This is a genomic window from Mordavella massiliensis, assembly GCF_016901695.1.
GTDB lineage: Bacteria > Bacillota > Clostridia > Lachnospirales > Lachnospiraceae > Claveliimonas > Claveliimonas massiliensis_A.
Window position 1 is genome coordinate 22534 of sequence record NZ_JACJKS010000007.1, and the last position, 13035, is coordinate 35568.

Here is a 13035-nt window from a genome sequence, read left to right on the forward strand (position 1 = left end):
ATTTTTCACATTTCACAGACTATAGTAGCATATTTTTCTGAAAATGAGAATGACAAACGCAGCATTTTGCCGTATAATACCTTTTATACGCGCAAAAAGGAGGACAGTATGTCATATGGAAAAGATCAGAGAACAGATCCTGCTCACGCTTGAGACAAACAGCAGGATCGACCTGAAAGAACTGGCCGTGCTTCTCGGGACAGACGAAGCCACCGTGGCAAACGAGGTGGCTGACATGGAGAAGGAACACATCATCTGCGGCTATCATACACTCATTGACTGGGACCGGGCAGGGGCGGAGGAAGTCAACGCCCTCATCGAAGTGCGGGTGACTCCCCAGCGGGATCAGGGATTCGACCGGGTGGCGGAGCGCATCTGCAACTACCCGGAGGTGTCCGCCGTGTACCTCATCTCCGGCGGCTACGACCTGCTCGTCACCATCGAGGGCAAGACGCTGCAGGAAATCTCCCGCTTTGTCTCCGGAAAGCTCTCCCCCATCGAGGAGGTCATCAGCACAGCCACCTATTTCATTCTGAAGAAATATAAGGACCACGGGACCATACTCGAAAAAAAGACTAAAGGAGAAAGGATGCTGATCACACCATGACAAGAGACCCATTATCCAGAAAAGCCGTTTCCCTGGCTCCCTCCGGGATCCGGAAATTCTTTGACGTTGTAAGCGAGATGGAGGACGCCATCTCCCTGGGCGTAGGCGAGCCGGACTTTGACACGCCCTGGCGCGTCCGGGAGGAGGGCATCTACTCCCTGGAGAGAGGACGCACTTTCTACACGTCCAACGCAGGGCTGCGGGAGCTGAAGGAGGAGATCAGCCGCTACCTGGACCGCACCATACAGACCCACTATGACCCGGCCGGGGAAGTGCTGGTCACCGTGGGCGGCAGCGAGGCCATCGACCTGGCCTTCCGGGCCATGCTGGACGCGGGCGATGAAGTCCTCATCCCCCAGCCGAGCTACGTATCCTACCTGCCCTGCGCCGTGCTGGCGGACGGCGTGCCCGTGACCATCCCCCTGCAGGAGAAGAACGACTTCCGCCTGACCCGGGAGGAGCTGGAGGCAGCCATCACGCCCCGGACAAAGATCCTGGTGCTCCCCTTCCCCAACAACCCCACCGGGGCAGTCATGACGAAGGAGGATCTCGCCCCCATCGCCGAGGCGGTGATCGGGCACGACCTCTACGTCGTCTCCGATGAGATCTACGCAGAGCTCACCTACGGCGGCGCCCACTGCTCCATCGCCTCCCTGCCCGGCATGCGGGAGCGGACTCTTGTCATCAACGGGTTCTCCAAGGGCTTTGCCATGACCGGCTGGCGGCTCGGCTACGTGTGCGGCCCGGCCCGGATCGTGGAGCAGATGACCAAGATCCACCAGTACGCCATCATGTGCGCCCCCACCACCAGCCAGTACGCGGCTGTGGAGGCGCTGAAAAACTGCGGGCCCGACGTGGAGCGGATGCGGGAGTCCTACAACCAGCGGCGCCGGTTCCTCATGAGCGCCTTCCGGAAGATGGGGCTCTCCTGCTTTGAGCCGTACGGCGCTTTCTACGCTTTCCCCTCCATCCGGGAATTCGGCATGACTTCCGAGGAGTTCGCCACGCGCTTCCTCCAGGAGGAGAAGGTGGCCGTCGTTCCGGGCACCGCCTTCGGGGACTGCGGGGAAGGATTCCTGCGGATCTCCTACGCCTACTCCCTGGAGGACCTGAAAGAGGCCCTGGGGCGGCTGGAGCGGTTCATCGCGCGGCTGCGGGGATAGGTCCGGTCGCTTTTAGTCCGCAGCCCTGCGGTTCCGGCTGACCGACACCCGGAACAGGACAAATCCCACAGCGAACACAACAGCCAGCACGGACACGCCCATGTTCGTGCTGCCTGTGATCTGGGACACCACGCCCACAAGCGTCGTGCCGATGAAGGACGCGCCCTTGCCGCATATATCCAGGATGCCGAAGTACTCGCCCGACTTCTCCGGCGGGATCAGTTTGGCGAAATGGGACCGGGAGAGGGCCTGGATCCCGCCCTGGAAGAGGCCCACGCACACAGCCAGCACCCAGAACTGGGCCTGGGTCGCCAGGAACATGGCGTAGACAGCGATGGCTGTGTAGGCCAGGATGCAGACGGTGATCAGGTTCTCGGAGCGGTTCTTCTTCGTCAGCTTCCCGAAGGCGATGGCCGAGGGAAACGCCACCACCTGAGTCACAAGGAGGGCCAGGAGAAGGCCTGTCGTGTCAAGTCCCAGCGCCGTCCCGTAGGCGGTTGCCATGTCGATGATGGTGTACACGCCGTCGATATAGAAGAAGTAGGCGAGAAGGAAGAGCAGCACCTTCCGGTCCCGGGCCAGCTCTTTTAAGGTGCGCCACAGGCGCACAAAGCTCTCCGCCGCCATGCCCGGCTCCTTCTCCACATAGTGGATCTGCCTGTACCGGCGCAGCAGCGGGGTGGAGGCGAGAAGCCACCAGAGGGCCACAAGGAGGAAGGAGACGCCCATGGCCGCCTGCATGGTGAGGCCGAGGCTTCCTGCCCCCAGCACGATGCCGAGGCTTACGATGAACGGGATGCAACTGCCGATGTACCCCCAGGCATACCCCTGGGAGGAGACGTCGTCCAGCCGCTCCGGCTCCGTCACGTCATGGAGCATGGAATCGTAGAATACGAGGCTGGAGGAATAGCCGATCCGGGCGATCACGAAGATAACAAGGAAGGTAAGCCAGGTGGCGGCCACACCCATGGCCACGCAGCCGGCGACGCCCACCAGCACGGAGACAAGGAAGACTTTCTTCTTATAGTTCTTCGTGTCCGCCACCGCGCCGAACACCGGGCCGATGACAGCCACGGCCAGGGTAGCCGCAGAGGCCGCGTACCCCCAGTAGGCGAGGTAGGTGACAGAGGAAAGTCCCGCCTCCTCCGCCAGATAGTTGAAGTAGATCGGTATGATGGTGGAGATGAGCAGCACAAAGGCTGAATTTCCCACATCATAGAGGATCCACGCTCTCTCGAGCGGCGTGTAATTCTTCATAGTTCTCTACTCTCCTTTATCCGATAGATCTGCACATACTTTTTCAGTATACTCCCGGTTTTTAAATTTGCAAACAGGAAACTGTAAAGTTTGTGTAAAGTATTCCTATTTCCCCTGTTTCATGCTATAATAGACAGGAATTACGTACTGATTGCAAAGGGCCGCACCTGAGCAAAAAGGCGCATGGACAAACAGACAGTGGGAGTATTGTATTCTTATATAAGGTCTGCGCCGCGTGCGCAGGCCTTTTTCATTTCACAGGAAATGGCTTTCCAATGAAACAAAAACGCTCCGCGAGGATCGCACTGCGGCAGGACCGGCGGGGAAGGGAGGAACCATGGACACACGGGAGCTGATCGGCAAGCTGCACCAGACCCACGCTCTCACCTTTGAAGAGTGGATCCGGGTCATAGAGGGCCGGTCCCCGGATGCGGCGGACGAACTCTTCCGCCTGGCCCGGGAGACCTGTCTGGCCCACTACGGGCGGGGCGTCTACATCCGCGGGCTCATCGAGTTCACCAACTACTGCCGGAACGACTGCTACTACTGCGGCATCCGCAAGAGCAACGGGAAGATCCGCCGCTACCGGCTTACAGAGGACGTCATCCTGGCCTGCTGCCGGCAGGGCTATGAACTGGGGTTTCGCACCTTCGTCCTGCAGGGCGGGGAGGACGCGTATTTCACCGATGCGCGCCTGACGGACCTCATCCGCCGCATCAGGAGGGAATTTCCGGACTGCGCCATCACCCTCTCCGTGGGGGAGCGGGAGCGGGCCTCCTACCAGGCCCTTTTTGACGCGGGCGCGGACCGGTACCTGCTGCGGCACGAGACATACGACGAGAGCCACTACGCAAGGCTTCACCCGGCCTGCCTGCACGCCGCGCACCGGCAGGCCTGCCTGCGCGACCTGAAAGACATCGGCTTCCAGGTGGGCGCCGGCTTCATGGTCGGCTCCCCGTACCAGACGGCGGAACATCTGGCCCGGGACATGCTGTACCTGAAGGAGTTAGACCCGCACATGATCGGCATCGGGCCCTTCATCCCCCACCGGGATACGCCCTTTGCCGGAAAGCCGGCGGGCACCCTGGAGCTGACGCTCTACATGCTGGGGCTTCTGCGGCTCATGCTGCCGAAGGTGCTGCTGCCCGCCACCACGGCCCTCGGGTCCATCTGCAGCGACGGGCGCGAGCAGGGGATCCTGGCCGGGGCAAATGTGATCATGCCCAACCTGTCCCCGCCCGACAGACGCGGGGACTACGCCCTCTACGAGGGCAAGCTCTCCTCCGGGGCCGAGTCGGCGGAGGGGCTTGCAGACTTAAGGAGACGGATGGAGGGGATCGGCCGCCGCATCGCGGTGGGCCGGGGCGATTCCCTGAATCAGTGATACACAACAAAACAAGGGAGGAAAGAAAGATGTATGATGTGAATTCCAGACACCCCGACGACTTTATTAACCACCAGGAGATCCTGGAGACTCTCGCCTTCGCGGAGGAGAACCGGCACAATGAGGCCCTCATCGACGAGATCCTCGCGAAGGCCAGGAAGCGCAGGGGCCTCTCCCACCGGGACGCCGCCGTTCTTCTGGACTGCGACATCGAGGAGAAGAACCAGGAGATCTATGCCCTGGCCGAACAGATCAAGAAGGACTTCTACGGCAACCGGATCGTCATGTTCGCGCCTCTGTATCTGTCCAACTACTGCATCAACGGCTGTACCTACTGCCCGTACCACATGAAGAACAGGCACATCCCGAGGAAGCAGCTCTCCCAGGAGGAGATCCGGCGGGAGGTCATCGCCCTCCAGGACATGGGCCACAAGCGCCTGGCCCTGGAAGCCGGGGAGGATCCCGTGCACAACACCATGGAATACTACCTGGACAGCATCAACACCATCTACAGCATCAAACATAAGAACGGCGCCATCCGCAGGGTCAACATCAACATCGCCGCCACCACGGTGGACAACTACCGCCTGCTCAAGGAGGCCGGCATCGGCACCTACATCCTCTTCCAGGAGACCTACCACAAGGAGAGCTACCTTGCGCTCCATCCGACCGGCCCCAAGCATGACTACGACTACCACACCACCGCCATGGACCGGGCCATGGAGGGCGGGATCGACGACGTTGGCATCGGCGTGCTCTTCGGCCTGGACAAGTACCGCTATGAGTTCACCGGTCTTCTGATGCACGCGGAGCACCTGGAGGCAGCCTTCGGCGTCGGCCCCCACACCATCAGCGTGCCCCGTCTCCGGGACGCCGACGACATTGACGCCAGCTCCTTCAAGAACGGCATTGACGACGACACCTTCGCCAAGCTGGTTGCCTGCATCCGCATCGCCGTTCCCTATACGGGCATGATCATCTCCACCCGGGAGAGCAAGGCCTGCCGCGAGCGGGTGCTCCACCTTGGCATCTCCCAGATCAGCGGCGGGTCACGCACAAGCGTGGGCGGCTACTGCGAACCGGAGCCGGAGGACGCCCGCTCCGAACAGTTTGACGTCATCGACAACCGCACCCTGGACGAGGTCGTGCGCTGGCTCATGGAGATGGACTACATCCCCAGCTTCTGCACTGCCTGCTACCGGGAGGGGCGCACCGGCGACCGCTTCATGTCCCTGTGCAAGAGCGGGCAGATCCAGAACTGCTGCCACCCCAACGCCCTGATGACCCTGGAGGAATACCTGATGGACTATGCCTCCCCGGAGACAAAAGCCATCGGCGACCGGCTCATCGACCGGGAGATCAGGAACGTGCCGAACCCCAAAGCCCGGGCCGTGGTAGAGGAAAACCTGTGCCTCATCCGGGAGAACAACCGGCGGGATTTCCGGTTCTGATCCGGCGCCGCCAAAAAAAGGAGGACTTTATGAGCTTAAACAGCACCCCGTCCGCCGAGCGGACCCACATCGGCATCTTCGGGCGGCGCAACGCCGGCAAATCCAGCGTCATCAACGCCCTCACCTCCCAGGATCTGGCCATCGTCTCCGACCGGAAGGGAACCACCACGGACCCCGTGTCCAAAGCCATGGAGCTGCTGCCCCTGGGGCCTGTGGTCCTCACCGACACCCCGGGCCTGGACGACACCGGGCAGCTTGGCGCGCTCCGCGTCCGGAAGGCGCGCCAGACGCTGAACCGGACAGACATCGCCGTCCTTGTTGTGGACGGCGCCGGACCGCAGGCCGGGGAACCCGGTTTCACAGAGGAGGACGCGAAGATCCTGCGCCTCATCCGCGAGAAGCAGATCCCCTGCATCCTGGCTGTCAACAAGGCGGACCTTATGACGGAAGAAGACCTGGCGGCCCCCGCATGGAAAGAGGCGGGAAAAGACTGCGCAAAAACAGTCTTTGTCAGCGCCAGGACAGGTCTCGGGATCCGGGAACTGAAGGAGAATCTGGCTGCCCTGGCTCCCCGGGAGGACAGCGAACGGCGGATCGTGGGCGATCTGCTGCGCCCCGGGGATCTCGTCTGCCTTGTCGTCCCCATCGACAAGGCGGCTCCGAAAGGGCGGCTTATCCTGCCCCAGCAGCAGACCATCCGCGACATCCTGGAGGCAGGCGCCTTTGCCGTCACCGCGCGGGACACGGAGCTGGGAGAGTTCCTCTCCGGCCGGGACGGCCGCCCGGGGCTTCGCCCGGATCTTGTCATCACAGACAGCCAGGTCTTCCCCTTCGTCGCGTCTCTTGTCCCGGAGGAGATCCCGCTCACTTCTTTCTCCATCCTCTTCGCCAGGTACAAAGGGAACTTAAAAGCCCTGGCAGAAGGCGCCAGGGCTCTGGATACGCTGCGAAGAGGGGACCGGATCCTCCTGTGCGAAGGCTGCACCCACCACAGGCAGTGCGGGGACATCGGCACGGTAAAACTCCCTGCCCTCATCCGCCGGCACACGCGCCTCGCGGGGCCGGATGACCTTGCCTTCTCCTTCACAAGCGGCGCGGATTTCCCGGAGGATCTGTCCGGGTACCGGGTGATCATTCACTGCGGCGGCTGCATGCTGAACGAGCGGGAGATGAAGTACCGTCTCGCCTGCGCTGCCGACGCCGGGATCCCCATGACAAACTACGGAACCGCCATCGCGCACATGAGCGGGATCCTGAACCGGAGCCTTCAGCCGCTCCTGTAAAAGGCTCCCTGTCAGGGAGCCATATACCGCATCATCGGGCCTACGGAACCAAGGTACAGGATGAGGCCGATCAGGAAGATATAGGCGCTGACGCCCAAAAGGACAAACAGCGTCTTTTTTCTGTCCGCCGGGAACAGGCCCCCCTCGTATCCGGGCTCCCCCCGGTGGATCAGGTATCTCCCGATGTAGATGAGGAAGGGGGAGCCGCAGGAGAAGATGATGTAGACCGCCACAGAGGCCAGCGGCAGATGGCTGGATATGCTTGTCTGAACCGCCTCCATCCCCCCGCTTCCGTACAGCTCCTCCACCGGGAGCAGGCTCAGCAGGCCAAGGAGGAGCACAGGCACCGCGTTATTCACAAAGTGGAACAGCATGCTGTAGAACAGATTGTCCGTCTCCACCAGAAGATACCCGAGGGAGATCCCCAGGATCGCCGTGGGGATGAACCGCCACACGCTGCCGTGGAACATGCCGAAGACGGCCGCCACGATGAGGATGCCCGCCCACTTGCTCTTCAGTCCCCGCAGGCAGCTAAGGAAGCCGCCGCGGAACGCCATCTCCTCACAGACGGCGGGCGTCAGGGCCACCAGGAACAGGGAGAAGAGCACCGGGATATTCACCATGATGTCCTGCAGATCCTGGCTTGCCCCCATCACCTCCTGGGGGAAAAAGTAGGAGACGAGCATGGTCACCGCCATGGCCGCCAGGAACGTCCCCAGCCAGAGCACCAGCGTGCCGGCGGTCTTCACCGCCCGGGGGCGGCGGAAGGGAAAGACACTGCGCAGGTCCGCGCGCAGAAGCGCCGCCAGAAGAACCGCCAGAAGCGCCAGCACGATCTCGTGGAGCAGCGTCCCCCACACGCCGAACCATGCCCCGAGGAAACCGCTCAGCACAAAGATATCCAATCCAAACGCAAGTACAAAGAGAACAGCCATCCAGGGCCTTAATTTCTTTTTCTCCATCCTGTAACCAGCCTTCCTTTCAAGCTTTTATGTATACGTTACTATAGCACCGGCAGCGGCAGATGTCAAGAAACCTGCTTCTTGCCCGCCTCCGGTTTTGGGGGTATACTTTCAGTACAGGCAGCTTTTGCTGCACGATCCCCGCAAAGGAGAATCCCATGTACACATTCATCATCAATCCCGCATCCCGCTCCGGGCTTGGCGGACAGATATGGAGCCGGCTGGAGCCGGTCCTTAAAGACAATCACATCCCCTACCGGGCCTGGCAGACCGGATACCAGCGCCACGCCACCCGCCTGGCCCGCGAACTCACGGCGGACGGGAAGGAACACACCATCATCGTCCTGGGCGGCGACGGCACGGTAAACGAAGTGGTGGACGGGATCCGGGATCTCGACCGGGTCATCCTCGGCTACATACCGGTGGGGTCCGGCAACGATTTTGCCCGCTCCCTCGGCATCCCGAAAGATCCAAAGGCCGCCCTCAGGCTGGTGCTCTCCCCGCCCGGACACGCCCCCATGAACGCGGGGCAGATCGCCTACAGCGACCACGCAGGCCGCACCCGCACAAAACGCTTTGCGGTCAGCGCCGGCCTGGGCTTTGACGCGGCGATCTGCCACCAGGCTGTGATCTCCCGGCTCAAGCCCGTGCTCAACCGGCTCCATCTGGGAAAGCTCACCTACGCGCTGATCGCCCTGGACCGGCTCCGCCTCCTGCGCCGCGCCACATGTACCGTCACTCTGGACGGCGGGGAGACGCTGACGTTTCCGGACGTCCTCTTCGCGGCAGCCATGAACCATCCCTTCGAGGGCGGCGGCTTCATGTTCTGCCCCGCCGCGGACCCCTGCGACGGCAGGCTGGATCTCATCGCCGTATCCGGCGTCTCCCGCCTGCGGGCGCTGCTCCTTCTGCCGCTGGCCCTGAAGGGCGCCCACACAAGGGCAAAGGGCATCACCATCCGCACCTTTGAGAGAGCTGTCCTCACAAGCGACACAGCCCTGCCCGTCCACACGGACGGCGAACCCGTCTTCCTGCAGCGGCGCATGGAGATCAGCCTGGCGCCGGGGCGTCTGCGTGTCATCGCGCCGGGATCTTAAAAAAGAGCAGGGATTTTATTAAGAAACCGTAAACCGCCTTGTTGAATATTTTTTTTCGTGTTATAATCCGAGTGAATTGGAATATAACTAAGTATGGATAGAATGCACCGCATCGGAAGGATGTATCAATATGTTTGAAAAGGCGAAGAAACTTATCATAAAATACCGGCACGCCTGGGTGCTGCTGTACGGCCTGATCTACATGCCCTGGTTCACGTATCTGGAGCGGCATGTGCGCACCGACTACTACCTGATCCACTCGCCGCTGGACGATTATATCCCGTTTGTGGAATACTTCATCGTCCCCTATTTCCTCTGGTTCCTGTTCATCGCGGCCACTGTGGCCTACTTCTTTTTCACGGACCGGAAGGGATTTTACAGACTGTGCACATTCCTCTTCTCAGGCATGACGGTCTTTCTGATCATATGTACGTTTTTCCCGAACGGGCTGGATCTGCGTCCCGCAGTCTTCCCCCGGGATAATATCTTCACAGAGGCAGTCGGATGGCTCTACCGGACGGACACGCCCACGAACGTGCTGCCCAGCATCCACGTGTTTAATTCCCTCGGCGCGTCCTTTGCCATCGGGCACAGCTACGCGCTCCGGAAGAAGAGATGGGTGCAGCCGGCCGCCTTCACGCTGGCAGGCCTGATCGTCCTGTCCACCGTGTTCCTAAAGCAGCACTCTGTGACGGATGTGTTTGCCGCCATGGCGCTGGCAGGCATCCTGTACTTCCTCGTCTACGCACCGGCCGGGAAGAAGGCGCCCAGCCTCTCCCATCAGCCTGTACGGACCGGATAACAAAGGGCTGGACCTTTGATATAAAATGTTTACTTTAAGGAGGAATGAACCTATGTACGCGGAATTTACCGATAACCTGGCAACGGGAAATGAGATGATCGACTCCCAGCACAAAGAGCTGATCGGAAAGATCAACGCCGTAATGGAGAGCTGCGAGCAGAGCAACGACAAGGCTGTTGCCGTGCGCACGCTGGACTATCTGGAGGATTACACCAACTTCCACTTCTCCGCCGAGGAGCAGCTCCAGAGAGAGATCGACTACCCCGGGTTCCAGAAGCACAAAGAGCAGCACGACATCTTTAGGCAGACCATCGCGGACCTGCAGGAGATGCTCCAGGAGGAGGAAGGCCCCTCCCCGGCTTTCGTCGCAAAGGTGCAGGAGAAGGTCATCGAATGGCTGTATGTGCACATCCAGGGCTTTGACCGCTCTGTAGCCGAGTACAAATTCATGCGCGAGAGCAACGAGCGCCTGTAAAACAGATTCCAAAAGGCAAAAGACTTCCGCTTTCCCCTATGCGGAAGTCTTTTTTCTTATTCGTTCCTGTATCTCTCACTGCCGACCCGGATCTCCAGGTAGCCGGCATACTTCTCAAAGGCCGAGGGAATGGCGTACCGCTCCTGGGCCCGCTTCGGATGTATGAACAGCATCTCCTCCCGGCAGGATTTCTCCAGCTCATCCACCTGCACGAGATAGCCGATCATGTCCCACTCCACGTGGCTGAACACATGCCGGGCCGGCCCCAGCTCCCGCACGCGCACCGGCACAAGGCCGATGCTCTTGCTGTAGGCCACCGCCTCCTCCATGGTGAGATGCCCCTCCACGCTGGGCAGCTCGTAGAGCCCCGCCAGGAGCCCTTTGGCCGGCCGTTTCCGCAGGGCGGCGCTCTCCCCGTCCCGGAAGATAAAGACCGTCCGCTCTTCCACCCGCCGCGCCTTTGCCTTCGCCCGCACGGGAAGCTCGCTCTGGATCCCCTGCGCCCTCGCCCGGCAACAGAAGGCGAGGGGGCACTGTCCGCACCGGGGCTCCCCGCCCGGCAGGCAGACGAGGGCGCCCAGCTCGATCAGCCCCTGGTCAAAATCAGCGGCCGCGTCCGCCGGGATCACTTCCTCCAGCGCCTCCTCTGTCTTTTTCCGGACAGAGGCCTTCATGATGTCTTCCCTGCTGGCCAGCAGCCGGGAGACGACCCGCAGCACGTTGCCGTCCACAGCGGGACGGGGCAGGCCGAAGGCAAAGGCGCTCACCGCCCCCGCCGTGTAGCTCCCGATGCCTGTCAGGGCGCGGATGTCCTCATACCGGTCCGGGAACACGCCCCCGTATTCCTCCACGATCTGCCGGGCCGCCTTCTGCATGTTGCGGACCCGGTTGTAGTAGCCAAGCCCCTCCCACAGTTTCAGGAGCCGGTCCTCCGGCGCCTCCGCCAGCGCCCTCACATCCGGGAGGGCAGCAAGGAACCGCTCATAGTAGGGCTTCACCGCCTCCACCCGGGTCTGCTGCAGCATGATCTCCGACACCCACACCCGGTAGGCGTCCGGGTTGTGCCGCCAGGGCAGATCCCGCCGGTTCTGTCTGTACCAGTTCACAAGGGGCTCCCGGATCTCCCAAAGGACCGGATCGTCCAGCACCACCGGCACTTCCCTCCGGATATACAACCGGTCCGGCTCCACGTGGCAGTCCCAGGCCGCGATCCGGACGCCTGCCCCGGCCGCCCGGCGAAGCGCCTCCGCAAAGGCCGGGTGCGTGTCCCGGTTGGGCGTAAAGAAGGAGACGTCCTCCATCTGCACGACAAAAAACACGGCGGCCTCCCAGCCTTCCCGCACAGCCTGCGCAAGCTCCTCCATATGCTTTACGGCCCGCTCGCTGGGCGCGTCCGGGAACCGGACCACCCCGTTCTCCTCCAGCGTCACCCCTTTAACTTCAATGAGCATCTTTCTCTCCCCGGCCTGCGCGCACAGATCGATCCGGGAACTGCCCCAGGTGTACTCCGGCCGCAGGCATGTGAGCCCAGGCAGGAACCGTCTGCCGTCTTCCGTCTCCTCCAGCCATTCCCGCACAAGGGCGTTGGGGATCTGGGAGTCCATATTGATGAGCCGCTCCCCCTTCCTCACCGCGATCAGATCCCACTGTGTCTTTCTCTTTGGATTGTCCGCCTTCTGCACATACACCTGCGCCCCCGGCACAAGAAGCTCCGCGCACCGGCCGGTGTTCTTCACATGGACCGTCTCCCGGTTCCCGCCGATCTCCACATGGGCAATGAACCGGTTCGGCCGGTCCAGGAATCTGCCTTCATATATCCTCTCGTATCTCATAGCTGTCTCCCGTCACACCTGTCCTTCCCGGTCCCTCATGCGCCGGACAAAGTCCGGCAGTCCCTTCAGGTCCGGCAGCTCCCCGTCCAGCATGGTCCGCAGCTCTTCATCCGCCGCTGTCAGGTCCGGCACCATGACCACATGGCACCCCGCCCCCGCAGCCGCACGCACGCCGTTTGGCGCGTCCTCCACCGCCAGGCACTCGGACGGACGGCAGCCGATCTGGTCACAGGCATAGACATACACATCCGGGTAGGGCTTCCCCCTCTCCACCATAGTGGCGCAGACGAGCCTGTCAAAGTAGGGGAGCATCCCCGTCTGCGTCAGATACTGCCGGGTGCGCTCCTCGTCGGTGGCCGTTACCACTGCCAGCAGGTACCCGGCCTCCCTAAGCGCCTGCAGTGTTGCGTCCACCCAGGGCTTCTTCTCTATGCCGTTCTCCTCAAGGTGCCGTTTCATCAGTTCCTTGCGCCTCTCCCGGATGCCCATGTAGTCCGCGTCCGCGCCAAACCGCTCCCGGAACCACACGCTGGCATACCGGCTGGCAAAGCTGCGCAGCACATAGGAGTCCTCCCTCGTCATCTCCACTCCGTACTCCCGGGCCGCCTGCCGCCAGAACCGTGTCAGGTACTTCTCCGTGTCGATAAGCGTTCCGTCCATATCAAATAAAACTGCCCTGATCATTTGTTTCCTCCCTGTCTGAAATTGCCGTCATGGCAAAG

12 protein-coding genes and 1 pseudogene are annotated in these 13035 nt (G+C 61.6%); 8 read left to right on the forward strand and 5 right to left on the reverse strand.

What is annotated here, in order from left to right; genetic code table 11:
• The first annotated feature begins 115 nt into the window (after positions 1-115).
• Entirely contained in the window at positions 116-607 is a 492-nt protein-coding gene (locus tag H6A20_RS06450; RefSeq protein WP_204906320.1) for an Lrp/AsnC family transcriptional regulator, read from the forward strand.
• Positions 604-1770: an aminotransferase class I/II-fold pyridoxal phosphate-dependent enzyme gene (locus H6A20_RS06455; RefSeq protein ID WP_204906321.1), complete on the forward strand. Its 1167-nt coding sequence runs from the start codon at positions 604-606 to the stop codon at positions 1768-1770. Before H6A20_RS06450 ends, H6A20_RS06455 begins: the two co-directional genes overlap by 4 nt.
• A gap of 12 nt (positions 1771-1782) precedes the next feature.
• On the opposite strand, the gene H6A20_RS06460 is transcribed toward H6A20_RS06455, so the two are convergent.
• Positions 1783-3027, reverse strand: a complete 1245-nt coding sequence (locus H6A20_RS06460; RefSeq protein WP_204906322.1) for an MFS transporter — start codon at positions 3025-3027, stop codon at positions 1783-1785.
• Positions 3028-3364: 337 nt separating this feature from the next.
• Here H6A20_RS06460 and hydE point away from each other — a divergent pair, with 337 nt between their 5' ends.
• From hydE to hydF, 3 genes are read left to right on the forward strand one after another with little or no spacing between them, the layout of a single operon-like run.
• Positions 3365-4411, forward strand: coding sequence for a [FeFe] hydrogenase H-cluster radical SAM maturase HydE (hydE, locus tag H6A20_RS06465; protein WP_204906323.1), 1047 nt, complete (start codon positions 3365-3367; stop codon positions 4409-4411).
• A gap of 29 nt (positions 4412-4440) precedes the next feature.
• Complete coding sequence (hydG, locus tag H6A20_RS06470) at positions 4441-5862, forward strand: [FeFe] hydrogenase H-cluster radical SAM maturase HydG (RefSeq protein ID WP_204906324.1); 1422 nt, start codon at positions 4441-4443, stop codon at positions 5860-5862.
• A 29-nt stretch (positions 5863-5891) separates the two neighbouring features.
• A complete protein-coding gene (gene hydF / locus H6A20_RS06475; protein ID WP_204906325.1) occupies positions 5892-7145 on the forward strand; it encodes a [FeFe] hydrogenase H-cluster maturation GTPase HydF in 1254 nt (417 codons plus the stop codon).
• An 11-nt stretch (positions 7146-7156) separates the two neighbouring features.
• Here hydF and H6A20_RS06480 read toward each other — a convergent pair whose 3' ends face one another.
• The gene (locus tag H6A20_RS06480; RefSeq protein WP_204906326.1) at positions 7157-8107 is read right to left on the reverse strand and encodes a type II CAAX endopeptidase family protein; all 951 of its coding nucleotides are present in this window, start codon (positions 8105-8107) and stop codon (positions 7157-7159) included.
• A 158-nt stretch (positions 8108-8265) separates the two neighbouring features.
• Between H6A20_RS06480 and H6A20_RS06485 the strand changes: the two genes are divergently transcribed.
• The 3 genes from H6A20_RS06485 to H6A20_RS06495 all read left to right on the forward strand — a co-directional run bounded on the left by H6A20_RS06485 (position 8266) and on the right by H6A20_RS06495 (position 10481).
• Positions 8266-9204 (forward strand): diacylglycerol/lipid kinase family protein, encoded by a 939-nt coding sequence (locus H6A20_RS06485; protein ID WP_204906327.1) that lies wholly within the window; start codon positions 8266-8268, stop codon positions 9202-9204.
• Between the two features lie 130 nt (positions 9205-9334).
• Positions 9335-10006 (forward strand): phosphatase PAP2 family protein, encoded by a 672-nt coding sequence (locus tag H6A20_RS06490; RefSeq protein ID WP_204906328.1) that lies wholly within the window; start codon positions 9335-9337, stop codon positions 10004-10006.
• 52 nt (positions 10007-10058) lie between these two features.
• Positions 10059-10481 carry a bacteriohemerythrin gene (locus H6A20_RS06495; RefSeq protein ID WP_204906329.1) on the forward strand — a complete coding sequence of 141 codons (423 nt, stop codon included), beginning with the start codon at positions 10059-10061 and terminating at the stop codon, positions 10479-10481.
• A gap of 56 nt (positions 10482-10537) precedes the next feature.
• On the opposite strand, the gene mutY is transcribed toward H6A20_RS06495, so the two are convergent.
• The 3 genes and pseudogenes from mutY to H6A20_RS06505 all read right to left on the reverse strand — a co-directional run bounded on the left by mutY (position 10538) and on the right by H6A20_RS06505 (position 12997).
• Entirely contained in the window at positions 10538-11638 is a 1101-nt protein-coding gene (mutY, locus tag H6A20_RS14075; RefSeq protein WP_476739008.1) for an A/G-specific adenine glycosylase, read from the reverse strand.
• A pseudogene (gene sfsA / locus H6A20_RS14080) lies at positions 11624-12313 on the reverse strand (DNA/RNA nuclease SfsA); the annotation flags it as partial. The gene mutY and the pseudogene sfsA, both read right to left, overlap by 15 nt.
• 12 nt (positions 12314-12325) lie before the next feature.
• A complete protein-coding gene (locus tag H6A20_RS06505; protein ID WP_204906331.1) occupies positions 12326-12997 on the reverse strand; it encodes an HAD family hydrolase in 672 nt (223 codons plus the stop codon).
• Positions 12998-13035 lie beyond the last annotated feature (38 nt).